Source organism: Scardovia wiggsiae, assembly GCF_051045985.1.
GTDB lineage: Bacteria > Actinomycetota > Actinomycetes > Actinomycetales > Bifidobacteriaceae > Scardovia > Scardovia wiggsiae.
The window spans coordinates 1,480,292-1,503,480 of sequence record NZ_CP157350.1 but is presented as its reverse complement, the minus strand read 5'-3'; the positions used below and the strand labels follow the sequence as shown (position 1 = coordinate 1,503,480).

General features: G+C 50.3%; 25 protein-coding genes and 1 pseudogene. 11 read left to right on the top strand and 15 right to left on the bottom strand.

Annotation, left to right across the window (positions count from 1 at the left end):
- Window positions 1–58: 58 nt before the first annotated feature.
- A complete protein-coding gene (locus tag ABKA16_RS06390; protein WP_380999884.1) occupies window positions 59–2,554 on the bottom strand; it encodes a DUF6049 family protein in 2,496 nt (831 codons plus the stop codon).
- A complete protein-coding gene (locus ABKA16_RS06385; protein ID WP_380999886.1) occupies window positions 2,547–3,473 on the bottom strand; it encodes an NUDIX hydrolase in 927 nt (308 codons plus the stop codon). The genes ABKA16_RS06390 and ABKA16_RS06385 overlap by 8 nt, the downstream gene beginning before the upstream one ends.
- A 311-nt stretch (window positions 3,474–3,784) precedes the next feature.
- Between ABKA16_RS06385 and ABKA16_RS06380 the strand changes: the two genes are divergently transcribed.
- A complete protein-coding gene (locus ABKA16_RS06380) occupies window positions 3,785–5,194 on the top strand; it encodes a CCA tRNA nucleotidyltransferase (RefSeq protein WP_381000180.1) in 1,410 nt (469 codons plus the stop codon).
- Between the two features lie 88 nt (window positions 5,195–5,282).
- Here ABKA16_RS06380 and ABKA16_RS06375 read toward each other — a convergent pair whose 3' ends face one another.
- From ABKA16_RS06375 to ABKA16_RS06365, 3 genes are all read right to left on the bottom strand, one after another.
- The gene (locus ABKA16_RS06375) at window positions 5,283–5,936 is read right to left on the bottom strand and encodes a LytR C-terminal domain-containing protein (protein ID WP_380999887.1); all 654 of its coding nucleotides are present in this window, start codon (window positions 5,934–5,936) and stop codon (window positions 5,283–5,285) included.
- A gap of 130 nt (window positions 5,937–6,066) precedes the next feature.
- Window positions 6,067–6,981 carry a 16S rRNA (adenine(1518)-N(6)/adenine(1519)-N(6))-dimethyltransferase RsmA gene (gene rsmA / locus ABKA16_RS06370; RefSeq protein ID WP_380999889.1) on the bottom strand — a complete coding sequence of 305 codons (915 nt, stop codon included), beginning with the start codon at window positions 6,979–6,981 and terminating at the stop codon, window positions 6,067–6,069.
- A gap of 1 nt (window position 6,982) precedes the next feature.
- Entirely contained in the window at window positions 6,983–8,503 is a 1,521-nt protein-coding gene (locus tag ABKA16_RS06365; RefSeq protein ID WP_380999891.1) for a G5 domain-containing protein, read from the bottom strand.
- Window positions 8,504–8,719: 216 nt separating this feature from the next.
- On the opposite strand from ABKA16_RS06365, the gene ABKA16_RS06360 reads away from it, so the two are divergent.
- Together ABKA16_RS06360 and ABKA16_RS06355 are read left to right on the top strand one after the other, a co-directional pair.
- Window positions 8,720–8,797, top strand: coding sequence for a LacI family DNA-binding transcriptional regulator (locus ABKA16_RS06360; RefSeq protein WP_394953115.1), 78 nt, complete (start codon window positions 8,720–8,722; stop codon window positions 8,795–8,797).
- The gene (locus tag ABKA16_RS06355) at window positions 8,790–9,059 is read left to right on the top strand and encodes a GH32 C-terminal domain-containing protein (RefSeq protein ID WP_380999893.1); all 270 of its coding nucleotides are present in this window, start codon (window positions 8,790–8,792) and stop codon (window positions 9,057–9,059) included. Before ABKA16_RS06360 ends, ABKA16_RS06355 begins: the two co-directional genes overlap by 8 nt.
- Here ABKA16_RS06355 and ABKA16_RS06350 read toward each other — a convergent pair.
- The 4 genes from ABKA16_RS06350 to ABKA16_RS06335 form a co-directional block, all read right to left on the bottom strand.
- Entirely contained in the window at window positions 9,052–9,384 is a 333-nt protein-coding gene (locus ABKA16_RS06350) for a hypothetical protein (protein ID WP_380999895.1), read from the bottom strand. The two genes, ABKA16_RS06355 and ABKA16_RS06350, sit on opposite strands and share 8 nt — an antisense overlap.
- A 61-nt stretch (window positions 9,385–9,445) precedes the next feature.
- Window positions 9,446–9,826 carry a hypothetical protein gene (locus ABKA16_RS06345; RefSeq protein WP_380999896.1) on the bottom strand — a complete coding sequence of 127 codons (381 nt, stop codon included), beginning with the start codon at window positions 9,824–9,826 and terminating at the stop codon, window positions 9,446–9,448.
- On the bottom strand, window positions 9,826–11,091 hold the full coding sequence (locus ABKA16_RS06340; protein WP_380999898.1) for a DUF2974 domain-containing protein: 1,266 nt from the start codon (window positions 11,089–11,091) through the stop codon (window positions 9,826–9,828). The genes ABKA16_RS06345 and ABKA16_RS06340 overlap by 1 nt, the downstream gene beginning before the upstream one ends.
- A 46-nt stretch (window positions 11,092–11,137) precedes the next feature.
- Complete coding sequence (locus tag ABKA16_RS06335) at window positions 11,138–11,707, bottom strand: DUF1310 family protein (protein ID WP_380999900.1); 570 nt, start codon at window positions 11,705–11,707, stop codon at window positions 11,138–11,140.
- 351 nt (window positions 11,708–12,058) lie between these two features.
- Here ABKA16_RS06335 and mvk point away from each other — a divergent pair, with 351 nt between their 5' ends.
- Genes mvk through ABKA16_RS06320 form a run of 3 tightly spaced genes read left to right on the top strand, consistent with a single transcriptional unit; the run spans window position 12,059 to window position 15,620 of the window.
- The gene (gene mvk, locus ABKA16_RS06330; RefSeq protein ID WP_380999902.1) at window positions 12,059–13,102 is read left to right on the top strand and encodes a mevalonate kinase; all 1,044 of its coding nucleotides are present in this window, start codon (window positions 12,059–12,061) and stop codon (window positions 13,100–13,102) included.
- 33 nt (window positions 13,103–13,135) lie between these two features.
- Window positions 13,136–14,203 (top strand): diphosphomevalonate decarboxylase, encoded by a 1,068-nt coding sequence (gene mvaD, locus ABKA16_RS06325; protein ID WP_380999904.1) that lies wholly within the window; start codon window positions 13,136–13,138, stop codon window positions 14,201–14,203.
- Window positions 14,193–15,620, top strand: a complete 1,428-nt coding sequence (locus ABKA16_RS06320) for a GHMP family kinase ATP-binding protein (protein WP_434156674.1) — start codon at window positions 14,193–14,195, stop codon at window positions 15,618–15,620. Before mvaD ends, ABKA16_RS06320 begins: the two co-directional genes overlap by 11 nt.
- Before the next feature lie 1,186 nt (window positions 15,621–16,806).
- Here ABKA16_RS06320 and ABKA16_RS06315 read toward each other — a convergent pair.
- On the bottom strand, window positions 16,807–17,406 hold the full coding sequence (locus ABKA16_RS06315) for a hypothetical protein (protein WP_380999907.1): 600 nt from the start codon (window positions 17,404–17,406) through the stop codon (window positions 16,807–16,809).
- Window positions 17,403–17,513: a helix-turn-helix transcriptional regulator gene (locus tag ABKA16_RS06310; protein WP_434156720.1), complete on the bottom strand. Its 111-nt coding sequence runs from the start codon at window positions 17,511–17,513 to the stop codon at window positions 17,403–17,405. Before ABKA16_RS06310 ends, ABKA16_RS06315 begins: the two co-directional genes overlap by 4 nt.
- Before the next feature lie 68 nt (window positions 17,514–17,581).
- Here ABKA16_RS06310 and ABKA16_RS06305 point away from each other — a divergent pair, with 68 nt between their 5' ends.
- Both ABKA16_RS06305 and ABKA16_RS06300 read left to right on the top strand, forming a co-directional pair.
- Window positions 17,582–17,779 (top strand): hypothetical protein, encoded by a 198-nt coding sequence (locus tag ABKA16_RS06305; protein ID WP_380999911.1) that lies wholly within the window; start codon window positions 17,582–17,584, stop codon window positions 17,777–17,779.
- A gap of 150 nt (window positions 17,780–17,929) precedes the next feature.
- Complete coding sequence (locus ABKA16_RS06300) at window positions 17,930–19,207, top strand: isopentenyl-diphosphate delta-isomerase (RefSeq protein WP_380999912.1); 1,278 nt, start codon at window positions 17,930–17,932, stop codon at window positions 19,205–19,207.
- A gap of 178 nt (window positions 19,208–19,385) precedes the next feature.
- Here the strand turns inward: ABKA16_RS06300 and ABKA16_RS06295 are convergent, their stop codons facing one another.
- From ABKA16_RS06295 to ABKA16_RS06285, 3 genes are all read right to left on the bottom strand, one after another.
- Window positions 19,386–20,141, bottom strand: a complete 756-nt coding sequence (locus tag ABKA16_RS06295; RefSeq protein ID WP_380999913.1) for a hypothetical protein — start codon at window positions 20,139–20,141, stop codon at window positions 19,386–19,388.
- Window positions 20,142–20,202: 61 nt separating this feature from the next.
- Entirely contained in the window at window positions 20,203–20,418 is a 216-nt protein-coding gene (locus tag ABKA16_RS06290; protein ID WP_380999914.1) for an integrase core domain-containing protein, read from the bottom strand.
- A 143-nt stretch (window positions 20,419–20,561) separates the two neighbouring features.
- Window positions 20,562–20,675 (bottom strand): hypothetical protein, encoded by a 114-nt coding sequence (locus ABKA16_RS06285; protein ID WP_434156672.1) that lies wholly within the window; start codon window positions 20,673–20,675, stop codon window positions 20,562–20,564.
- Window positions 20,676–21,317: 642 nt separating this feature from the next.
- On the opposite strand from ABKA16_RS06285, the pseudogene ABKA16_RS06280 reads away from it, so the two are divergent.
- From ABKA16_RS06280 to ABKA16_RS06270, 3 genes and pseudogenes are all read left to right on the top strand, one after another.
- Window positions 21,318–21,590, top strand: a pseudogene (locus ABKA16_RS06280) (substrate-binding domain-containing protein); the annotation flags it as partial.
- A gap of 110 nt (window positions 21,591–21,700) precedes the next feature.
- Window positions 21,701–21,961 carry a type II toxin-antitoxin system Phd/YefM family antitoxin gene (locus tag ABKA16_RS06275; protein WP_007147905.1) on the top strand — a complete coding sequence of 87 codons (261 nt, stop codon included), beginning with the start codon at window positions 21,701–21,703 and terminating at the stop codon, window positions 21,959–21,961.
- 38 nt (window positions 21,962–21,999) lie between these two features.
- Window positions 22,000–22,254 carry a Txe/YoeB family addiction module toxin gene (locus ABKA16_RS06270; protein WP_380999917.1) on the top strand — a complete coding sequence of 85 codons (255 nt, stop codon included), beginning with the start codon at window positions 22,000–22,002 and terminating at the stop codon, window positions 22,252–22,254.
- 137 nt (window positions 22,255–22,391) lie between these two features.
- On the opposite strand, the gene ABKA16_RS06265 is transcribed toward ABKA16_RS06270, so the two are convergent.
- On the bottom strand, window positions 22,392–23,084 hold the full coding sequence (locus ABKA16_RS06265) for a nitroreductase family protein (RefSeq protein WP_380999918.1): 693 nt from the start codon (window positions 23,082–23,084) through the stop codon (window positions 22,392–22,394).
- Between the last annotated feature and the right edge of the window lie 105 nt (window positions 23,085–23,189).

The window sequence follows — 23,189 nt, the reverse complement described above, 5'->3', positions numbered from 1 at the left end:
TGTTGCGTACCGTCCAGTTGCGCCTACTGTACCTATTGTAATTTACTGCCTTGAAAGATTAGTGCTTTTCAGCTACTTCATCGCCTTTATTCACAGCACCTGTACGAATACGCCTGATCTGGCGGTACAGGCCGAGGGCACCCAGGATCACAGCGATCGCGATTATGGCATATCCGGTAATATCATTAACGGCAAGTGCGCTGGTGATCTGCGTAGTGACTGCCCTGCCGAATTCCTTCCCCTGCGAATCGGTAAGGGACAGTTTTGCTGAGGCCCGTCTGCCTCCCTGGGCAGTTATTGTAAGCGTTGTCTGTTTACTGCTGTGTGCGTGGACGGTGATGTCTTTAACAGACGATATCTCAATACCTGTATTCTGTGCTGTTTCTTTCAGCACTGTCCCTTTTATGCCGACTTTTACGCTGAAGGGAAGGGAATTGGTAATGGTAAGGGGAAGGTTGGCTTTATCGGAAACTGTACTGACCGAACCGGGATGTATAAGCGAAACTGAGCTGTACAGTGTATCAACGATGCTTTTTGCAGGATCTGCAGCCTCAGCGGCAGCATCCGCATTTTTCTGTGTTGTAGTATCCTGAGCTGCAGTATTCTGTGCTGTCTGTCCGGTATCTGCTGTGCCAGTACTGCCGTCGTCAATAGTGAATGACCGCAGGGAACAGGTGTCGAAGGCTGTGTAAAGGGCGCCCATCCATGTTGCAGAATTCTCCAGGGTATAACCGCGGTTTGCGGCCAACCTGTTATTTTGGGCATCCCCTCTGGAAAGCCCCTGTGCCCCTGCAGATGATGTGCGCCCGCCTGCAGATGAGTGGACGAGGATGGTACGGTCGAAAACAGCCAGTTTTTCCCGGAGGCCGGCAAGGGTTTTCAGGGCGGAAGCGTAAAAGTGCTGCCCTGCAGCAGCTTTGCCGGCACTGCCTGCCTGGGCAAGATCTGCTGCCTGCCTGGATGTATAGGGGCTGTCTGCTGTGAGCAGGGAGTTGAGCGTATCTGTCTGAAGCCAGGGGGACTGGCTGACCAGTTTGAGCAGGGAACCGGTATACTGCCGCTGCTGTGTATCTGCAAGGCTTCCCAAAGTGATAAGGAAGGTCCGGGACTCATAGGGCGCCTGGGTCTCATAGAAAGCTGTTTCAGCTATAAACCTGTTGAGCCTTCCGGCTTGCGACTGCTCTGCGGCCGAAGAGGAGGAAGTTGCCCTGTTCTGTGCCAGTGCGCTGAGTTTGCTGTGTGCACTGAGTACGGTGATATCCCCGGACTGCGTGGGGACCGTGAGTTTCCCCGTGTGTGCTGCAGTGCTGCCTGTACCGGTAAACCCGCTTGTCGCAATAACGGCAGTATATCCCTGCTGCCTGGCCCTGGCGAGGGCATCCGCTGTCCAGGAAGAATGCGGGCCCTGCCATGCTATGGAAGGCGCCTGCGCGAACGGGTAGCCGCTGCTGTTCCCCTGGTCCGGGGAGCTGCCTGTGCCCTGTGTTTTAAGCAGTTTCTGGATAGCTGCCGCATCCCACAGGTGGTCATGTATCCCGGCTGAGTCCCACTGCAGGGACGGGTACTGCGATACTGCGCTTACGTTAGTGCCGTAAGGCTGCATGACTGCGGCGGCAGGGTAATCCTTGTACTGCCCTGCGACTGCGGGATCAATAATGTTCTGGATAAAGGGATAAGTATCATTGAGTTTTTTAATATATTCAGCCTGCCGGGCACAGTCGGGGGTTTCCGAATAAATGGAATTTGCTGCAGAATCGGTGCGCACAGCACCAGCGCCATGTATCAGACTGGACGCGGAAACGGTCGTGCGGGACAGCTTCGGGGAAGTGACAGGCAGTGCAAAAACAACGTTAAGCTTTGGCAGCGAGCTTTCGGGGAGATCGGAGTTCGTCCTGGTGACAAAAGTCCTCAGTTCCACCTGTCCCGGCCTTGGACCGCTTGAGTTGCTGATATTGCCGGTTCGGCGTGCACTTGTGCTGCTGCGGCCTGTATAACTGCCGGTGCGCTCGGAACCGGCCGATGCAGCTTCTTTATGGGTATACCGTATGAGGACAGGTTTTGCCCCCCACGTAGTTATCCGCGAGATTGCACGTGCATCAGGCTTCACGGAAATAGTTACGTCGGCAGACTTCCCCGGCTGTATTGCCGGCGTATCGCCTGATCCCAGGACACTCATTGCATCCAGGCGGAAATCAGCCTGTGCCCAGCGCTGCACAGTGTCACTGTCCCGGAACACGAAATCGGGGCGTGTATAGGCTGTCAGTTTGCCGGTATCAAGCGTACGGAAAGTATTATTTGTGATAGTGACTGTTGCACTGTAACCGGATGTAGCACTGATGACCGAAGTTGATTTTTTCAGGGCCAGAGTGACCCCGGAAGTATTTTTCTGTGTTCCTGCGGCCGTCAGCTGGCGGGAATCTGCAGAGGCTGACGGCGCAGCAGGGCTGATAAGGGCAAGGACCGCAAAAACAAGTACAGCCAGTACAGCACAGCAGCTGCGGAAGCAGAGATGTGCAGAAGATCGGGAGGTGTTTTTGGCGCCGGTGTCACTCATCAGTTTCGTGAGCCTTTTTGCTTTTCCGGGAATACAGCCATACGATCCGCCGTTCGTTGGGGTAGCTGAGGATATCAGCGAGGTCGTCAAAATTTACCCATATAGCATCTTCTGCTTCGTGGTCAGGATCCCCCTCGACGCTGAGCTCCCCGCCAGTCTGACGCAGCACATAGTGATGTACGAGCTTATGCACACGCTGTGTAGTCCCGGTAAACCAGTAGTCGATCGTCGCTATGGAATCAACGACTTCCCCAAGGATCCCAGTCTCTTCATGCACTTCACGCACAGCAGTCTGTTCGGGGGTTTCCCCCTTCTCAATATGCCCTTTCGGCAGGCACCACTCAAGATGCCCGGAGCGTGAGTGGCGGGCGATAATAGCAACATGGTTATTGCCGTCAAAAATAAGCCCTCCGGCAGAATATTCGCGCGCTATGGGCAGATTACGGTTGTCAAGCGATGGGAAAGTCGCTGAATTTTCGCGCCTGCCGGCCATTACAGCAGGGGTAGCAGGGCTTCGGCCGTCTGAAGATATCTGTTCGGTACCATTCTCAGGGCCCAGGCTGTCATCGTCAATATCCGTATCCGCTTCCTCTTTCAGCAGTTCTTCATATACGGCAGTAAGCAGGGAATGCGGATCATCGCTGCCGTATGAGTACTCGCCGTGCGGACGTATCTCAACTGATGAATGAGGGGTTTGCGAACTGTATACCGGCGTGTCGTCATCGTCTTCCAGCAATGCCTCATAAGAAGTATCCGGGTCTGTATATCTGAAATAAGCAAGTTTATGGTGATGCCGGCCGTCTGCGGTATCTGCTGCGTCAGCCGGTTTTTCGTTCTGAGACGACGTTTTCAGGGTATGCTTCGGGTCGCGCATGGCGCGTTTTACCATGCGTGCAATATCGCCCGGAGTAATTTCCATACTTACTAGTTTACGTGCAGTTTGTGCGAATGGAGTAATGGAAGGGTAGAATTCTTGGAGAGCGCATGAAATTTTGACATTTCCTTCCCGTCCCCGGTTGATGTGCCGGGAATACGGAGGGTGTATATTTACGCATATTATAAAACGTAGAATACAATAGCAGATAACAGCGGAATATTGCTGCTGCATCGGGCAGCAGCCGGAGGTACAAAGTGTCTGACCATAACGAAAACGACCGCAGAGTGCGTGCAGCACAGGGGATGCAGCATAAAGCACAGGGAGTGCATGCTCAGGAGGCAGGACAGATAGATATGTCCGCTATCCCTCCGGCTGCCGTGGAATTAGGACATATTTTTGCAGATGCAGGGTACGAGCTTGCCCTTGTGGGGGGATCTGTACGGGATATACTTTTGGGCCGTCCGGCGCATGACCTGGATTTCTGCACATCTGCAAAGCCTGAAGAGTTCGAACCCCTGCTGCGGCAGTGGGGCGACGGTTTCTGGGATATGGGGCGCAAATTCGGTACCCTGGGTGCGCTTAAGCATATGCAGGACGGGGCAGATGTATCCATTGAAGTCACTACGTATCGCAGTGATGTTTATGAGCCGGAATCCAGGAAGCCTGATGTCAATTATGGAACTTCGCTTGAAGGGGATCTTTCGCGGCGTGATTTTACAGTGAATTCCATGGCGGTCAGGGTACCGCAGATGGAATTTGAAGACCCTTTCAATGGCCGGGATGATCTGGAACGCAGGCTTTTAAGGACCCCTGCTGAACCTGAACAGTCTTTCAGTGACGATCCGCTGCGTATGATGCGTGCAGTGCGGTTCGTTGCCCAGCTTGATTTCCGTATTGCCCTTGATACGGCGGAAGCGCTCAATGCCATGGCCGGGCGTATTGAGATTGTGTCTGCAGAACGGGTACGCGACGAACTGGTGAAACTGGTCTTAAGCGGGCATCCCCGCAAGGGGCTTGAAGCCTTTGTTGAATCGGGGCTGGCTGATTATGTGCTTCCTGAGCTTCCTGCGCTGCAGATGGATACGGACCCTTCCCATCATCATAAAGATGTCTTCGACCATACGATGAAAGTACTTGAGCGTGCTATTGCTTTGGAAACGGATGATAATGGCCCGGTCCCGGCACCGGACCTTGAGCTGAGGCTTGCCGCGCTTATGCATGATATCGGGAAGCCGCGCACTCGCAGGTTTGAGGCCGGCGGGAAAGTCAGCTTCCACCATCATGATGCTGTTGGCGCGAAAATGACGCGGAAGCGCTTGAGGCAGCTGCATTTTGACAACCGCATCACTGACGATGTTTCTAAGCTGGTGCAGCTCCATCTCAGGTTCCACGGTTATGTTGATGAGCCATGGTCTGATGCTGCAGTACGGCGGTATGTAAAAGATGCGGGTACCCTGTATTACAGGCTCAACCGTCTGACGCGGGCTGATGCGACTACTCAGAACAGGCAGAAAGCGCTGATGTTTGAGCAGGCGATGGATGAGCTTGAAGAACGCGTGGAGCAGCTTAAGGAGAAAGAAGATTTTGACGCGATCAGACCTGATCTCAACGGCAGCCAGATTATGGATATCCTGGGCCTCCGGCCGGGGCCTGATGTGGGCAGGGCATACAGGCATATGCTGGAGTACCGGCTTGATAACGGTCCGGTGGATGAACAGACAGCAGCTGCGGAACTTAAAAATTGGTGGAACAGCCAGCGCTGACTTCACGAGCAGACTCTAAACCCCGTAATCCCCTTAAAAAAGGATGCCTTAAAAGCCGGCAATCCCTAATCAGAACTGCTGGCCAGCTTTATGAAGCCTGATTGTCGCCCGGCCATACTTCAGTATGTTCCTGCGCTTGAGGGACCTTGGTGAGCTTGTCGGGAGCAACACAGCCTTCTGTGGAAGTAAGCCTTTTCTTCGTTTTTTCTGTAACCTTCTGCGTGGTCTCAAGGTTCCGGAAATCATCCCCGATAACTATGTCCAGAAGGTAATCCTTGCGGTCATCCATACGCAGGATAACATTATTGGGGAATTCAGCCCGCAGCGTGTAGGCTTCAGCAACTGTATTCCTGCCAAAGTAGATAATAGATTTTTTAGAGACTGTTTTGGAATTCCAGTTTCCGGTGCCCTGTACAACGAATCCGCGGTTTGTGAATTCCTGGCCGACAGCTGTGGCAAACCCTGCATGCTTTGTGCCGTTCAGGACCCGAAGCGTAATATGGTTCGCCGCGACTGCGGTATCCTTATCGCTGGCCAGGCAGGCAGTCCGTTCCCCATAGTTATTGGCCTGCGAACCCGAATCGTCCTTTTTGGGGGCGCCGATCCAGCCAAGGGCAAGCGGTACAGCAATAAGTGCTGCCACAATAATGCCGATAACCGCTGTAGTGATAACAAGCCGATGCCGGTCACGCAGATACCGTACACGGGCTTCGCGCTCTTCGCGGGTGGTGGAACTTGGCATTATTGGTCCTCCTGGTTTCTTGTAATACCTATCATAATCACCACTAAGCACAGATGTGCAGGCAGGGATGTGGGGAGCCGCAGGGTACAGGTTCTGTCTGCATATCCCTGCCGGGAATGGTTATAGTGTATTATGGCGTGCCTGTAGATATTTCTGCCCGGGCGAGCGCCTCGAATTCTTCAATCGTCAGTGTTTCACCGCGGCGGGAAGCATCAATACCGGCTTGCCTGTAAGCGTTATCCCCGACGATCCCTTTCAGGGCTGAGCGCAGGGTTTTCCGGCGCTGCCCGAATGCTTTGTCAATAAGCAGGAAAGTGCGGTTTTTAAGGGTATGGTTTTTGCTGCGCTTCGCGGCCTGCGGATCTGTGTGCCGATGGAATTCCACCAGGGCAGAATCAATATGCGGGGCCGGCCAGAAAACATTGCGGTCAATAACTCCTGCAAATTGTGCGGTGCCATACCAGGCCAGTTTTACCGACGGGACGCCGTATACCTTTGAGCCCGGCTGCGCTGCCAGCCTTTCAGCCACTTCTTTCTGTACCATGACTACAAAAGAACTAAGCCCGGGGAACCGCTCAAGGAGCGTGAGGATAATGGGTGTCGCAGCATTGTACGGGAGATTTGAAACGAGCATAAGGGAAGCAGGAGCAGCGCTGATCTGTGACGGTTCAAGTTCCAGCGCGTCCGTCCGGATCACGTGCAGCCTGCCGGCAGCCTGCGGCATATAGGTTTCCACGGTATTTGGGAGCAGCCCGGCAAGCTTAGGGTCTATCTCTACTGCGAATACAGCTGCGCCGGTTTCCAGGAGTGCCAGCGTAAGGGATCCGAGGCCGGGGCCTACTTCTATAACGGTGCTTGAAGGTCCGGGGCCGGCCAGGGCAGTGATCTTCCTCACCGTGCCGGGATCTATAACAAAATTCTGCCCGTATTTTTTGGCAGGTGAGATCCCCGCGCGTGAAGCTATGCTGCGGATATCTGAAGCGCCTAAAAGGGATGAAGCCCCGGATACTGTTCCAGGTGCTGTCCCGCTTGCTGTTTCGGTCATTTTAATACCAGTTGTGTGTCAGATGGAAAGCTTTTGCCTTTGATGGCGTCCCATAGCGGTTTTTGATATAGTTCAGCCCCCAGTTGATCTGGGTTGCCGCATTATCATGCCAGTCTGCACCGGAAGTTGCCATTTTGCTGCCGGGAAGCGCCTGAGGGATCCCATATGCCCCGGAAGACCGGTTACTTGCATCCCAGCGCCAGCCGGACTCTTTATTGAACAGCCATGCGACTGCCTGCCATTCATTCCCGGTCCATCCATACTGTGCTGCCGCAGCCTGCCCGTAGATCCGGGCCTGTGCCGGCGTAGCATGCCATGTTGATCCTGCCTGCTGCTGTGCCTGCTTTTTCTGGGCTTCGGCCGCATCTCTGCGGGCTTTCTCTACAGCTTCCTTTTTCTGCTTTTCTTCCGCAGCCTTCCGCTGTTCTTCAGCTTTTTTCGCAGCTTCAGCCTTCCTGTCAGCTTCGGCTTTTTTAGCTGCGTCCTGGCCTTTCCCGTCAGCAGGCTTGTCAGGTTTACCGGATTGTGAAGGCTGGCTGGGGCCGGAGGAACCGGATGGAGGGGAAGAAGGCTGCGGGCTCTGTGAAGGCCCGGCCGAAGGGGCTGGCTGTGCCCCGGTATTTTTACTGGTACCGTCAGTTTTTGGAGCGGCAGCCCGGGGCTCCTGCTTCTTTTTAGTCCCGATGGTGATAACTTCATTGACTGCGTATGACGTAACTGTCTGTTTTACCATAACGGAGCTTTCCACAACGCCGTCAACAACGACATTACGGAATGTCTGTGTTTCTGAGCCTTCCTTGCCGGCCTGTGATACTGTACGCACCCCCTCATCCAGTGAAGGGTCTTCAACGTACTGTGTAGCGTAAGGGAGGGGGACCTGTTTCGTTGACGTAGTGTAGGAAACGCGCTGCACCCGAAGGATGGTTTCGCCGCTGCTCTGTATCACGTTCACACGGTCGTCTTTGCCGAGCTGGATGCTGTGCGCGTCAAGGACAGCTGCAGCAGTCGTATTCCCATCATCAATTTTGATTTTCTGCCCATCTACCTGCAGATACGCGGATCCGCGGGAGCTGATAGTGAAGCCTCCGGTCAGCGTGTTGTAGATATTATTGATATCAACGGAAACTTTAACGGCATTTTCCTCATTCTGCTTGAAAAAGCTGAGTATCTGTGATGCATCTGTTGCGTATGTCCAGAAATTGACCACCTGGCCGTCAATGGTGATCGTAGACTGATAGGCAGTCCGTACTGTTACCGTAGATCCGTTTGACAGGATATCCCCGCTGTCCGAAGTAATAAAATCATGGGTCTTTGTCCTGATACCCTGTTCCCTGAGCATGCCTTGTGCGGTGACTGCTGCAGTGTGCACGGTAGATACTTTGCCGTTATAGGAAAGCTTCACGGTTTTAACCGAGACGGTGCAGAACGCGATAATGGCTGCAAGCACAGTGACAGAAGCACACACCATAATGCGCAGCCGGCGGTTCCGGATGAACCGCTGCGGTGTCCATCGACGTGCCATATTTCCCCTTATCCGCTGTAAATACTTGCCTTTGCCGGGATCCGAACAATTGTGTGCATACCCCGCATCCCTTCCAGTCTACAGTTTTTCCGCATGTTATAACGGATTTGCAGGGAATAATAACGATTTCATCATATTTTACGGGCGCATCCTGTTATTATGCAGCGTGCTTCTATATGCGCATTGTTTCGGTACTCGTTGTGGTATTAAAGTGGTATGACAACAATGAAGCAGATCGCACAGGAGACCGGGGTGTCGGTATCTACGGTATCGCTGGTGCTGAATAGTGGTTGACCGGCAGGCAGCCGCTGAAGGCGGACGGGGATACCGTGCGGCTCCGCTGAGCAGCGAAAGCCTTTCCAGCGGGAGAGTTGCCCTGCGGATCTTTATTGATCGGGGCTGTGTTGAAGCCTATATCAATAACGGGGAACAGGTAATGAGTTCCTTCAGCTATCCTGTGGAAGGTCCGGGGAAATCCATCCTGCTGGCAGAACGCGGGACAATGGAAATTGAATCCCTTACGGTCCACCGCCTGAGGGGGATAGGCCTCAGCTAACGGTACTGTTTATTTTACCCGCGGAAGGTATGCCCCTGCCAAGCGCCCGAAGGCCTGATATCCGCCGTGTGTAGTCCTCCTGGGCTGCTTTGCTGAATGCCCCTTTGAGGCTGTTTTCCATGCTGTTCACATATGATGTGGAATCAGCCGCTGCACTGTTAAGGAGGCTCTTTATCCCATTCCGGTATTCAGTAAGATATTTCTTCATAGCGGATTCTGAAACTGATGGGCCGATATCGCTCACCATACCGTACTGGATTCCTTTAGCGTAACTTTGAGTATTCCCTTCAACAGCAGATGTCCCCTGTGTCATACTTATACTCATAGTGATCCTTTATGTTTTACTATCCTATCAGGTTGATTCAGTTTATTACAGTGTTAACTTTTTATTGCCGATCCTCACGGCTGTATTTTTTCTCTTCCTCGATATGCTCCTCCATTTTCCTTATCTCAGTGATAATCTCGTCCCGCTGCCTTTCTGCAAGCGCCGTCTCCCTCAGATTTTCATCACGCAGCCACTGTAGACGGGGAATTGCCCGTGCTTTGATATCAGAAGCTGATTCAGGGTATCGTAGGGCAAGCTCATGGATCCCCTCTTCCCACTTATCAATAATCTTGTTCTTGCGGTATATGAGCTCTCCAAGCCGTGTGTAACTGTTCTGCACATCATACAGTGTATGCTCCAGATGTTCATCAGGCGAAGAACAATCCGGACAGGCCCTGTAGTCAACAATATCCTCGATCGGGGAATGCATAAAGTCATCCATTATTTCCTGTTAGCCTTCCACGAGAGAATGTCGCTGTCAATACCGCCGGAATTGTAATTGTTGAACTGCCGCGCAAGGTCTTCATCTTCATCAACCAGCCTGGTGATGCCGGATTCCACCTGGCTGCCGATGTTATATATCTCCTGGCACTCATGTTCCATGGACTCTTCCAGCTTTTCAATTTCTGCCCTGATCCCTCCTATAAGGGATTCTTTAGTGCACCCGGCAGAGGCCAGTCCCTGCTCAATTTCATCATGCGACAGGTATCCTCCTAAGGTTTCGCTCAAAGATTTTATGACGTTATCCCATTCACGGTCCATCTCGGCCAGCACCTTTTTCTTCAGAGCCTGTGCCTTGAACTCCAGCGAATCCATTCGGGAGTCAATCGCCCGGACGACTGCGCTAGCCTGCATGCTGTCTACATATATGGACTGGCTTTCAGAAAGTGCCTTCCGTGTTTTTATCCAATGGGAAGCATCCTGTTTCAGCATGTCCAGGATATTTTCTTCACCTTCTTTGATTGACAGGGTAGTTAGTATGAGTTTGCCGTCTTTCGTGAACTGGTATCCGCCCCACATGTGCTGATTAACAATACGGTCTTTAGTGTTCTTTCCGCCTGTCCTGATACTGTCGACCCAAAACACGCTGCCAACGGCATACTGCCGTGTGGAGTAGCCGAATGATGCAAGGTCTCTGGGGTCAAGATAGTTATTGATTTTATTTCTGCACATATTCACTTGCTCTTTTTCTGCCCGGTTCAATATCCGGTACATGTTTGGCCCTTCGTACAGCCATGCACCTTTTAAACGTGTAGTCTGTTCTGCATCCAAAGAGGCTATGGCATACTGCCCATCCATAGACCCTAAGGAATGGCCGTAAATCTCTATGCTGTATCCTTTATTCTCGTCAAATACCTTTTTTGTAAAACCGGCAGCAGCTCTCAACTGGCCTGTAGGGCCTTTAATTTTTGCAGCAGCTTTGAGAACTAACAATATATCATTATCTCTCCAGTCCTTCCGGCCCTTCGAGCCCTGAAAAATTATTCGGATAGTCTTCGTTTTCTCATCTTTGATGGCAACAGCATCCAGGCCATTAGGGTCATCGCCCTTGACATCGTCGCGTCCGCGGACAACCTTGGCGACTGTGCCTACATAAGTCTTGCGATTGTCAATTTTGACTAGATTCCCCTTCTTCCAAATATCAGAAGCATAGCCTTTATCAGCGATTTGTTTACGTTGATAGTCAGTGAATTCCTGTGTTTCCATAACATATATCCCTTCAATAGTGCAATAAAAAAATTAAATTACGTTCTTATCTTTCTAGGTACCCTTTTCCATATCGTTTTTCTAGCAGAGTGACGAGCTCTTTACTTGTGACACCACCCTCATCTGTAAGTTTTCCATCCGGGTGCTCCTCATCGAAAGTAAAAGATGGTTTATTTACGCTATAGCTGGTTGTTAGTTTCTCATTGCCGTTAATTACAACGCGAAATTCAATCCCTCCCATAGGATTATGCTTGATTGACGACTCATCAATCTTATACGTTTTAATAACACCTTTGTCAGTTAATGCATCGGGGTCAAACGTTTTTAAACCGTCCTCAATCAGTTTTCTACATTCAGAAGAATGCACGATGTTTACCATCTCCTGCTGGAATGCATCCTGCTCCTGCTGCTGAAGTTTGTTACGGATCATGATAAAACCTCCAATACCAGTGACTGCTAGAACAGACACAACAATAATGGCCACATGCCACCATCTCAAACGCGGACGCCCTGCATCAGCTGCAGCTGCCGAGGGGCTGTCGGATACCCAAGAGGCGTCGGCACTTGACGAAGAGTTCGTATTATTCGTATTATCTGTATTATTAATGCCAGTCATAAACTGTGCCCTCCATTACCCCATAGCTTAGCACTGTCTTTGACAGCGATGCAGGGAAGGCATAAAAATGGGGGCGGGGATCAAGGGGAATAGAGGAACCCGCCCCCACCGCGAGAGCTTTTACTATCTGCCTACACTCCCGCGTATAGCCCAGAGTTCAACCGGAACTCAATGGGCTTATCCTAGATACGTTTATACTTCTATAGTACACCACAATACGCAATTTTGCGAGGGATCGCCAAAATTAATTCAGGCGCAGATTCTGCAGAGGTATAAGCGGAAATGGGCAGGAAAGGGTAATGCGGTGTAGGGTGGATCATGAGTGATATTTGTTGTATATGAAAGTCGGGTATGGGCAAGGAAACAAAGCACAGTGGTACCGCGCACGGAAAGATCATCCTTATAGGGGAGCATTCCGTTGTACATTTCAAGCCGGCTATTGCGCTGCCTCTGATGAGTACTGAGATCCGTGCCGAAGTAAGCGGAAATGGTTCGTCTGCTGATGATCCCAGGTTCGCCGTTGACTGCGAGTATTTTACAGGCAGTCTTGTGGATGCGCCCGGAAACTTGGGCAACCTCCAGAAACTCGTGACGACGCTGTTTAACAGCCTGTGCGTCCCGCAGGGATGCGGGGGGTTTGATATAAAGATCATTTCTTCGATCCCGCGCGAACGGGGGATGGGGTCCTCTGCGGCGGTGGCTATTGCCGTTATCCGCGCAGTAGCAGATTATGCGGGTGTGGTCCTTGGCAGCCAGGAAGTTTTCGACTACGCGCAGATCAGCGAAAATATAGCTCATGAAAATGCTTCAGGCCTTGATACTATTGCAACCGCAAGCAATCAGGCAGTATGGTTTGAGAGAGGGGAAACGGCGGAGGCCTTTGACTGCGAGTGCCCGGGCACGCTTATTGTCGCAGATTCAGGTGTGAAAGGCGGTACACGGGAAGCTGTCGCGGCGGTCCGGTCTATGCTGTACAGCAGGGAACGGGGGAAGGCACGCGAGGCAGCACAGCAGATAGACAGGCTGGGCGAGCTGGCTTATGCGTGTCTGCAGGCATTGCGCAAAGGTGATACTGCCAGCCTGGGATTCATTATGGATGAGGCGCATGAGATCCTTACAAGCCTTACGGTGTCAGACAGGAAACTGGATACACTTGTAGCCGCTGCCCGTAAAGCCGGCGCAATAGGGGCAAAGCTGACCGGCGGCGGCCGTGGAGGCTGCATGATTGCTCTGGTCGCCGATGACCTTCGCAGCGGTGCTCCTGCAGCCATAAAATCTGTAGAATCAGCATTAAAGGCTGCAGGGGCAGTGAATACATGGCGTCTCCCTCTGCACACAGACCCGGGTACGGATGCGGGGCGGGCAGTAACGGTAAAACAGGAGAGGGTAGAATAAGAGTGTATCAACGGAAAAGTGATCGGGGCTGAAATGACAGATTTTGCTGCTGCGCGCGCCCATGCCAATATTGCGCTTATCAAGTACTGGGGCAAGCGCGATACTTCGCTTATCCTTCCTACAAGCGAAAGCCTGTCGCTGACGCTTGATCCGTTATATACAGACACGGCGGTTTCTTTTATTGACGGCACTGAAGACCAGTTTATCCTTGACGGTGCTGAGCAGGGAGGCACCCCGCTTGAACGTGTCCGCGCATTTATTGGCCTGTTCCGGCAATACATGAGCAAGCATGGTAAAGCGGGCAGCACTACTGGCAGTGAAGTATCCGGTAGGGATTGCACCAGTTTATATACCAGGACTGTGCGCGTAGAAAGCCATAACCATGTACCAACAGCGGCAGGTATGGCAAGCTCAGCGTCAGCTTTCGCCGCGCTTGCGTGGGCTTTGCGTGACCTGTACGGCCTGTACGGCATAAGCGATTGTCAGTTATCTACTTTTGCACGGCGCGGTTCCGGTTCAGCATTGCGCAGTATATTTGGCGGGTTCGTCAAGTGGAGGTATGGTACCGGGGATGATGATTCGTATGCGGTCCAGGTAGATGATGCCCAGTGGGATGTTGGTGCTGTTATTATTGCGCTCAGCACTAAACAGAAAAAAACAGGGAGCCGTTCAGGTATGGCGCATACGATGAATACTTCAGCTTTTTATCCCTTGTGGCGTGAGGCTTCCGAGGCTGACCTTAAACTGGTCGAAGAAGGCATCCGTGAGCGGGATATCGACAAAATCGGCAAGGCTATGGAGGCCAATGTAATGAAATTCCATGCTGTGATGTTTGCTGCCGATCCCCCTCTGACATATATGACTGCTGAGAGCTGGAAAGTGATCGAACATATCTGGTCTCTTCGTGAGCAGGGGATACCCTGTTATTTCACAATGGATGCCGGACCTAATGTGACTGTCCTCTGCCCCAGGAGCCATATGGACCAGGTAGCTGCAGATATGCGCAGCGCTTTCCCGCAGGCAGCAGTCATCCCCGCAGCGAGCGGGCCTGCGCCGGAGGGCATCCCGGCACATGAGTGGAGACGGCTTTATGGAAAATAATAAGGCTGGGATCGGCGGTGTGCCCGCCACTGCTCCTATTGGTGCCGGCCCTTATACTTCCTGCTCGGTTTCAGATACGGCCTCTTATACGACCCATACCCGGACAGTAAAAGTTCCCGGCAAACTGTACATCCTTGGGGAGTATGCGGTAGTTGACGGGTATCCTGCCATTATTGCCCCCGTGGACCGGTACCTTACAGTTACTGTAAGAGGCTGTACTGTAACCAGCTACGGCAGGGAGGATAGCCGTGACGATGCTATGGCTGATGCTTCTGTTCGCGGGGGCAGCGAGGCTTTTGCCCGCGGAAGTGACACCCTTTCTGCATCTGCCAACGCATCCGCCGAGGCTGTTATTTCGTCGTCATTATTTCCCGATGAGGAATGCCGGATCCCGCTAAACAGGTTTATCCAAGGCGCTTCATTTTACGGAGAGGTCTCCAGCAGTATCCGCACCCATACCGACCGGGGGCATATGGCGAAAGTAGGAACTGCAGCCTGTGTCGCGCTGGAGTACCTCAGCGAGAAAAGTATCCCTCTGCAGCCGTGCACTATTGCTGTTGATTCCCAGCTTGACGATAAAAACAGCGGGCGGAAATACGGCCTCGGCTCGTCAGGGGCAGCTGTTGTTGGCGTTATTAAAGGTATCCTTGAGTTTTATGCAGATCTGTATCCCGCTGTTTCACGTGAAACATTTGTGAACGGATTAGTGGTCTATAAGTTGGCTGCGCTGGCCCTTCTTGCTTTGGGGGACAACGGGTCTTACGGCGATGTTGCCTGCTGCTCATACTGTAGGCCGGTTTATTATGTCAGGCCCGATATGCAGTGGCTGGAGGACCACGCGAATCTTCCGGTTGCAGCCGTACTCAATTCAGAGTGGTCGAAGCTTCAGATCCGGCCTCTGACAATTTCACAAAATATCACTTTTATTATTGGCTGGACGGGGGATCCTGCATCTTCGGCAGAGCTTGTAGAGGCAGTGGGGTCATATAAGCGGGTGTGCCCCGATGACTTTGAGAAGTACTGCAGGGGTGTTGCCCAGTGTGCAGATATTTTTGCGCGCTGCTGCACCGGCCTCCGTACTGCCGATGTACAGCATGCCCTGGCAGCAATTTCTGATGCTTCGCAGCTGATGCATGGCCTGTCAGATGCGGTGGAAAAATATTACTATAGCAGTGATGGCAGCGCAGGGCTTTCCAGCACTCAGGAAACCAGCATAAAAATCGAGACAGATACCCTGAAAGAACTTATTGATATAGCGGAACGTTACGGTTTAGCCGGCAAAGTTTCGGGCGCCGGGGGTGGTGATTGCGGTATCGCAGCGGGGGCAGATCTTACACGGGATATTATTGAGGACGTGCAGGAAAGCTGGGAAGCTGCAGAGATAACCCCTGCTGATTTTACTGTGATGCGCGGCTGATCAGGACAGGGGAAACGTGCAGTAAGTACTGCCGGGATCTGCCTTCCCCGTACTGCAGGAAGCTCCCAGCCCGCTGGACTTTTCGGTTTGCGTAGCCTATAGGGCCACGAGATCCTGCGAGGTTGTGTATTTTGTGGTGCTGCAGGTCCCTCTTAATAAATATAGATTTGAGCGGGCATATGTACATCAAAAAATGTGGGGAGGCTGGCGAGAGGAGTAGAATTGATATCCTCGCATATGGTATGTGCATAATTTATCATAAGATTTTTTACGGTTCCTTTTGTAGCAAGGGGTTAGCTCCTATGTGTAAATTTTTATTGCTTTAATTTACCTTATTGTTAAAAATTATCAAAGGCATCAGCAATTTCTTTTGTTGGGTTGGAAATAAGTGAGAGTGCACATTTATTGTAGTATTTATGGAGCTATACCCTAAACGCTTCATCAGTGTAAAGAAAATATAATCTCTTCCCTTGCCATTCCTTAAACCTGTGTACATGAGTAGACGGTACGGTAGCTGATATTGATATTCTTCCCTAGTAAACGGTGCATCAAATTGCTTGAACTGCTCAGATGTGTAATATGACATTTCCTTATGTTGTTGCGGTAAGCGACGTAAGCCATTACAAGGGTTATCCTGTCTAAGTTCATTTGTGATTGCACCCTCAAATAGCTTATGAACAAATATCATTTGCTGGTTGGCTTCATTACTTGATCTTCTTCATTTATGAGTTGGTTTCGATTCTTGGTAAGTTATTAGTAGAGAATAACTCCTGAATATTCTTTTGTTTTAAAATAACAGATACTGAAAATCAATGAGCTAATTTAGCAGGTTTTATGATGGGCAAAAACGTTGAGTTCATAGATTTTTTTGAGTGCAGGAACAATCACGATGTGAAACAAGTCACTTACAACTTCTTAACATCTTTCATAAAACTTCTATGGACTGTGCCATAGTTTTTGCAGATTTCGTGGTAGAGAGCAATGCCTCCTGAAATGAATTTTGCCTCTTCTTTTACTAAACCTGCGTAGCTTTTTAATTGTTGCTTAACAATAAATTGATCAGCACCACAGTAAATACAGATTTAAGTTTTCACCACTTATACCTCCTCGTTTAGTGGATAAACTGTCTGTTTTAACGAGTGTAATGGTGGGTGATCATTGGGGTTTGAAAAAATGGTACAAACGTTTAATAGTCTACTTGATATTTTTGAACCAATTTCTTATAACTAACAATCATATAGACAGCATAGCTGATTGTTGCAATTGAACCACCAATACCTGAAATGGCGTAAAGAGTTTGCCAGTTTAAGTCTGAGGTGAAAGCCAGCCAAATAGAGATAAAAGCAAAGGTAATGGGAATCGGTGCGATAAAATAGTCAATTTTTCGACTCATAATACTTGCCTGAGGAAGAAAATGAATACCGATAATCAAAGTGACGATTGGCATTATGAATTTTACCTTGCCTAGTAGTGCCAAAATGATGACAGCCAACCATAGACTAGAATAACTGATAATTGAAAGTATCTTCATCTTTTTCTCTATCGCTCGTGAATCATCTGTTGAGACAGCATGAAACTTTTTAGAATGCTGAATATTGTCTATGCTCATTTTGACAATGAACATGCAGAATATCGCAAGCATGATAAATATCAGCCAGCCAGCTAATCCCCAAGCAAAACCAAACCAGATGGCATAAATTAAGGTAAAGAATGACATGACAATGCCAATCGGTGCAATACTTTGAGCCTTTGTACCAAACTCTTCTAGTTTAATAAAATCTCTCACGATGATACCTCCTCATTTAAGCGAAAAATATCTTCAACGGGCATGTCAAGGACACGAACGATTTTGAGTACTATTTTAATCGATGGGTTATATCGATTATTCTCCAAGTGGAGAACGGTCTCTTGTCGGGCACTAATCTTATCTGCCAACTCTTGCTGAATCAACGTATAAGACTATGGAACGCAGATACCGTAAGGCTGAAAAACAATGTGCCCGGGCGTGGGCAGCTGAAGGCAGGGACAGCATGGGGCGGGACAGCCTTTCGCGTACAGGTACCGGGGCAATTGCTGTTATCCAAACCTCAGCCCTTCTTGCCGTTTTTGCTGTACTGGGGTTTGCTGTTAAGCGGTTCAGTAGGTATCACAACAGATAGTGTGTGGACGGGTAGCAAGGGGCTGCTGATATTTGCAGCCACCTGAGACCCTCCAGCTTCATGGGTATTGCTGTTGTATGTGTACAATAGGTGCAGCGGCAATACATGTAATGGCGTGCGGATAGCATGGGCAGGAAGGCGAAAGGCTTTATGGCAATGGATGATCTTGAAGAGGCTGATACTGAGGCGGGCGGTATCGTGGATGACCGGGCAACTATCTCAAGCCGTAAAGATGACCATATCCGCCTTGCACAGAAATTTGCGCGGGAATACCCTGCCGGGTACCAGAAGGAAGTCTACAGGGAACTTGATGGATGCGAATTCATCCATCGCGCGCTTCCTGAAACATCTATTGACGAGGTTGACATCAATACCTGTGTTGCCGGCATTGCACAGCCGTCCCCGTTTTTTATCAATGCCATGACCGGCGGTACGGAGGCAACGAATAAAATCAATATGGCACTGGCTCAGGCTGCTTCCAGGACAGGGATAGCTATGGCACTGGGGTCAATGAGCATCCTGGTCAAGAAGCCTGAAGTCCGCGATTACTATAGTGAACTGCGCGAGGCGAATCCCCGGGCAAAGTTTATTGCTAATCTGGGTGCTGAGCATACAGCTGAGTCAGCCCAGCTTGTTGTAGATGCTGTTGGCGCACAGGCGCTGCAAATACATGTGAACGCTGCGCAGGAGATAGTGATGCCCGAGGGGTCGCGCGATTTCCGGGGCTGGCTGGGCAATATCCGTGAGATCACGGCGGCAATGGACGAGCGAAAGGTCCCCGTCCCTGTGATCGTTAAGGAAGTCGGTTTCGGTATGGGCAGGGAAACTGTTGCTGCCCTGCATGAAGCGGGCGTCCGGTACGTTGATGTCGCAGGCAAGGGCGGGACTAATTTTATCAGGATAGAGGATGCCCGTATCCGTGAGGCGGCAAAAGGAAGCCTTGCGGATGCAGCCGGTAAAAGTTGTGAAAATACAGATGATAGCGGCTGCGCAGGTACTTACTGTTTCGGTCAGGGTTTCTCATACCTTCAGGGATGGGGGATATCCGCATTGCGCTCGCTTGTAGAGGCACGGAGCGTTGACGGTATGGATATTATTGCTTCCGGCGGTGTGCGGAATCCGCTTGACGCAGTGAAGTACCTGGCTTTAGGCGCTCAGACGGTTGGGCTGTCGGGGGCTTTCCTGAGTACGGTACAAGGTGGCGGTACGCTCTCCGGTTCCAGCGGGGATAGCGGAATCGGAATATCAGTCAGCGATGATGCTGTGGCCCGGCTTACACAGTTTATTGAAGTCTGGAATTCCCATATTTCCCGTATCTTTACCCTCTTGGGAGCCCGCAGTATTGCCGAGCTGCAGGCTACCGCGCGTATGGTGTATCCTCAGTCGCTTGTGGAGTACTGCCGGCAGCGGGATATTGCCCTGCCTTAGGGCTCCTAACGAGCAGCAAGCCGCTCTTGTTTAGCGGTATTGCCTATGTGTTTGCGCGGTACAATATAGAAAATGACGGAACCTAAGATATCGTACAAGGCTTTTGCAGGGCGGATCCTGCGTTTTTGCGATGAATTAGCTCGCACTTCCCTTTCTGTACCTGCCGGTTTCGTCTTTTTTATAATAAATTACGAATTTTTTCTTTTATAAATGGGTTAAGAGAATAGTGTTTATCCAGATATTCTAGGAGCGCTTGAGCAGACTCAGAAATGCGTTCGTAACCTTGCAAAAAGTGAGGCAATTGCTTGGCTTCCTTTGGATAACCTTCTTCAAATCGTCTGTTGGTATTAAAGATATCTATAAAATTAGATTTAGAAGTTGTTTCCAAACTGATTAGTTCAGTCCAAAGCTTGACGGATCTGTTTTGGATCAAATCATAAGCAGCTAATTTTTCGCCTCGCTGATAGCGACCTAGCCCTAAATATAGATTACATGAAATTTCTCCCAACAGCCATTCACGGTCTCTATTTTCTTTTGATGGCAGTCTTTGTGGCTGACAGATTGTTTCATCAAAACCGACCTCCTTCCAGATAATCTTGCCTTCAGAGAAGGGAATGTTTACTAGTTCATGAGCTTCAAAGACAGCAAATTCACAAAAAACATCATCTTCAAATAGAACTTTATGTCCGTCCACTGTATTTTGGTAGTGAAATGCAATTGGTTCTAGCTTACTTAACCAGGTTAGGTCTTGGATATAGGTCTGCTTGTAGCCATCTTTTACAATAACAAAGAAGTCTAAATCTGAGTACTGATCCAATCGTTCTCTTTCTGTTCCGCAAGAACCAAGTGCCAGCAAAGCTAGTGCTTGGTTCGAATCTTTTAGAGACTGACCAATCTCATCTAGTCTTTGTAACAGTAATTCTGTTTTATTCATATCGTTACCTCATTCTTTCTTGTTTAACAAAAACAATACATTGATATGGATTGTTTTTTGTTCATGCTGTTATTGTTAGTTTACTTGTTTTTTGTTTTTGGTAGGATTCTTGCTTGACTTGGGCTGGTGTTTTATATCCCAGTGCCTTGTGCAAGCGTTTCGTATTCGGCCATGAAACCCATTGTAGTGTTGCTTGTTCCAATGCTTTTACTGTCTGGAACGGGCTGTGTATACGGATAAGCTCGGCTTTATACGCGCTATGAACACTTTCTGTCATGGTATTATCATAATACGACGAGACAACACGTGTGTAACAAACACGTCTATACGCGAAAACCCCAGATGTGAGTCTGACATACGTGAATTTCCGTCACGTGCAGCCGGTGAGGTGCATACGCCGTGAAATCACGGTTCACAAGATCAGGCCTGCCTCCTGTTCCTTTCACACTTGTCGTGGGTGATAGGGTGTTTACCCCCACGCACACCCTGGATACCAAGGTCGCGCATCACGCGAGCTACCTGGTCTGTACCCACTATCCACCCCTGGTTGACTAGTTCATGAAATACTGTCCGTGTGCCCCTCAAGCGCGCATATACTCATCAGCATCACATCTCTCAAATATCTCGTGCACGCGCTTCATGGCGTCCTCGCATCAGTGACACGCTACGCTTCTTGGCTTGATAGTAAGCGCGGGCAGTGATAAACCCACCAGGAAGACTCGCAGATAATACTGTGCAGATAGGCTCGATACCAAACCGTGACGCGTACGCGTCTATGAACTGTATTTTTAACGCCCGTTCTGGTCGAGCCTAGAGAACGCAGAAAAGCTGACGCCGTCTGCACAATCTCATTCGCACGCTTCAACTCTCGATTCTGTCTACGCAAGCCTTTTAACCTCGTCCTGGGCTTGCCGGGCAGACACAGACGGTACAGCAAGCCCGTCCTGGCTTTTACTCCACCGGCGTAGTGTCTCCTGAACTATTGCTAACCAAGAGGCTACTATCTTTACTGCTTCTGACTCAGACCCGGCGTTATGGCCTGCCTCTTCAAGAAACTCTACCACACGTACCTTGAACTCTTCAGAAATACCATATTCCGTGACTCATGGTCCTCATATATCCTTTCACCCACATAAAGCAAGAATTCACTAAAAACAAAAACCAAACCACATCAGTATTGTTGCGCTGAATGACCAGCTGGCTATCGGCGCGCTGTCTGTTTTGCGCGCTTCTGGTCTGCGCGTCCCTGATGACGTCCAGGTGATCGGTTTTGACAACATCGAGGAATCGGCATACCTTCAGATCCCTCTCACTACAATGGATTCACGCCTTGACTGGACCGCCCCCACGGCGGTTGGCTGCATTCTGGGACGCATCCAGGGTGATGCCGCTGAACCGAAGCTCCTCACCACGCCTTCCTCGGTTATCGTCCGCAGCAGTACGCGGTAAACTGCCCGGCACCATGAAACAGCATAAAACAGCATAAATCTTGATCCGGGTTGCTTTCGGACAATATATATTGTACAATATCCGGTACAAAAAAGAAAGGATAGCATTTTATGGTCCAGGCAGTGGCTTACAGCAATTTTCGGAAAGAGTTAAAATCGTATATGCGCAAAGTTAACGATGATGCTGATACGATTTTAGTGACTAATCAGGATCCGGATGAGAATATAATCGTTATGGGGGCAGATGATTATGACTCATTGATGGAAACTTTGCGCATTTATCAAAACAAGTACTTGTATTCTAAGATTTCCCGTGGTTTGGACAGTGTACGCCAAGGGAAAACCGAACACCATAGTTTGATGGGTGAATAGGGTGGTCCATAGCAAGTGCAGCAGCGTGAGTGTGCGTTGTGAATATTGAGTGGACTGAAGATGCATGGCAGGACTATCTGTACTGGCAAACGCAGGATAAGAAAACCGTAAAACGCATTAATATGCTTGTCAAAGATATAGTAAGACAGCCTTTTGGCGGGATTGGCAAGCCGGAACCTTTGAGAGGCGATCTGCAGGGGACGTGGTCTCGCCGGATCGATTTCGCCAACCGTATTATCTACATGATAGTGGATCACAGATTATGTATCCTATCTGTTAAAGACCACTACTAAGATTGCCGCCAGTTCGGAGAGGCCTCTCAGTCTGGCTTTTAGCTGTTTTACATATTTATTGTTGTATTGCCAAGCTCCGGCTATTTCGCCTGATCCCGACCGTTGCGTTTATGCGCCCGGGCGGGCCTGGTTTTTAGCTATGCCCACTCGAAATTGCCTTTTCCGGCGCCCAGCTCGAAATGATACCTGACCAGGCCCAGGTTCGCGCCCGAATAGGGGGTGTTGGCAGCCTTGATATGTACCGTATTGCCTTCCCCTGTGATGAAGAAATCCTGCCTGTTAAGTGCAGTCGGTGCGAGCAGCGCCATCTCAACGCCTTTCGTGAACCATTCCGGCGCAGCGGTCTGGCTGCCTTTACCACTCGCAGAGCCTTCGTACTTCGAGATCTCGGATGCGCTCTTGGACTTATGCGGGACTCCTGCTGTCTGCCCGTAGCCCACGACGACTATGCCGATGGCCTTCTTCCCATTAACATACCGCGATACACCGTGATTGTACGTGGCGCCTATGTACCAGGAATTCAGCCCCAAAGTCTGTGCATACAGCATAAGATCAGCAGCGGAGTACCCCAGGCGCTCGCCGAGGTCGGGCGCGTCATCGCCGGCAAGGATAAAGTAGTTTTTCACCCCTTGTGCACGGAAGATCTTGACGACAGCGGGGATCCCATGCCCGTCATTGGCCATCAGCTTGATAGCCAGGCTATATGCCGCGTTATTCGCATCTGCCCGGGCGCTCAGTTTGCTGATAATGTCATCAGGCAGTGCGGCATCTGTGTATTTGCGGACCAGGTGCCGGTCCCTTGCCGCCTGTGCAAAGCCTTCTGTATCCATATTTCCTCCTTTAGCAGCTGCATTGTCGGTTGGCTGTTAAGCTACTCTGCTCAGCCTATTATGGTCAAACCTAACAAAACGGAGTGACTGTAGCGGTAAATATCA

Excerpts from the sequence above, each read along its gene's own strand:
- mvk (WP_380999902.1), top strand. The coding sequence starts at position 12,059 with ATGGGCAAGGAAACAAAGCACAGTGGTACCGCGCACGGAAAGATCATC.
- ABKA16_RS06350 (WP_380999895.1), bottom strand. The coding sequence starts at position 9,384 with ATGAGTATAAGTATGACACAGGGGACATCTGCTGTTGAAGGGAATACT.
- ABKA16_RS06345 (WP_380999896.1), bottom strand. The coding sequence starts at position 9,826 with ATGGATGACTTTATGCATTCCCCGATCGAGGATATTGTTGACTACAGG.
- rsmA (WP_380999889.1), bottom strand. The coding sequence starts at position 6,981 with ATGACCGAAACAGCAAGCGGGACAGCACCTGGAACAGTATCCGGGGCT.
- ABKA16_RS06340 (WP_380999898.1), bottom strand. The coding sequence starts at position 11,091 with ATGGAAACACAGGAATTCACTGACTATCAACGTAAACAAATCGCTGAT.
- ABKA16_RS06380 (WP_381000180.1), top strand. The coding sequence starts at position 3,785 with ATGTCCGCTATCCCTCCGGCTGCCGTGGAATTAGGACATATTTTTGCA.
- ABKA16_RS06390 (WP_380999884.1), bottom strand. The coding sequence starts at position 2,554 with ATGAGTGACACCGGCGCCAAAAACACCTCCCGATCTTCTGCACATCTC.
- ABKA16_RS06365 (WP_380999891.1), bottom strand. The coding sequence starts at position 8,503 with ATGGCACGTCGATGGACACCGCAGCGGTTCATCCGGAACCGCCGGCTG.
- ABKA16_RS06295 (WP_380999913.1), bottom strand. The coding sequence starts at position 20,141 with ATGAATAAAACAGAATTACTGTTACAAAGACTAGATGAGATTGGTCAG.
- mvaD (WP_380999904.1), top strand. The coding sequence starts at position 13,136 with ATGACAGATTTTGCTGCTGCGCGCGCCCATGCCAATATTGCGCTTATC.
- ABKA16_RS06335 (WP_380999900.1), bottom strand. The coding sequence starts at position 11,707 with ATGACTGGCATTAATAATACAGATAATACGAATAATACGAACTCTTCG.
- ABKA16_RS06360 (WP_394953115.1), top strand. The coding sequence starts at position 8,720 with ATGACAACAATGAAGCAGATCGCACAGGAGACCGGGGTGTCGGTATCT.
- ABKA16_RS06300 (WP_380999912.1), top strand. The coding sequence starts at position 17,930 with ATGGCAATGGATGATCTTGAAGAGGCTGATACTGAGGCGGGCGGTATC.
- ABKA16_RS06275 (WP_007147905.1), top strand. The coding sequence starts at position 21,701 with ATGGTCCAGGCAGTGGCTTACAGCAATTTTCGGAAAGAGTTAAAATCG.
- ABKA16_RS06320 (WP_434156674.1), top strand. The coding sequence starts at position 14,193 with ATGGAAAATAATAAGGCTGGGATCGGCGGTGTGCCCGCCACTGCTCCT.
- ABKA16_RS06385 (WP_380999886.1), bottom strand. The coding sequence starts at position 3,473 with ATGGAAATTACTCCGGGCGATATTGCACGCATGGTAAAACGCGCCATG.
- ABKA16_RS06290 (WP_380999914.1), bottom strand. The coding sequence starts at position 20,418 with ATGACAGAAAGTGTTCATAGCGCGTATAAAGCCGAGCTTATCCGTATA.
- ABKA16_RS06305 (WP_380999911.1), top strand. The coding sequence starts at position 17,582 with ATGGAACGCAGATACCGTAAGGCTGAAAAACAATGTGCCCGGGCGTGG.
- ABKA16_RS06375 (WP_380999887.1), bottom strand. The coding sequence starts at position 5,936 with ATGCCAAGTTCCACCACCCGCGAAGAGCGCGAAGCCCGTGTACGGTAT.
- ABKA16_RS06265 (WP_380999918.1), bottom strand. The coding sequence starts at position 23,084 with ATGGATACAGAAGGCTTTGCACAGGCGGCAAGGGACCGGCACCTGGTC.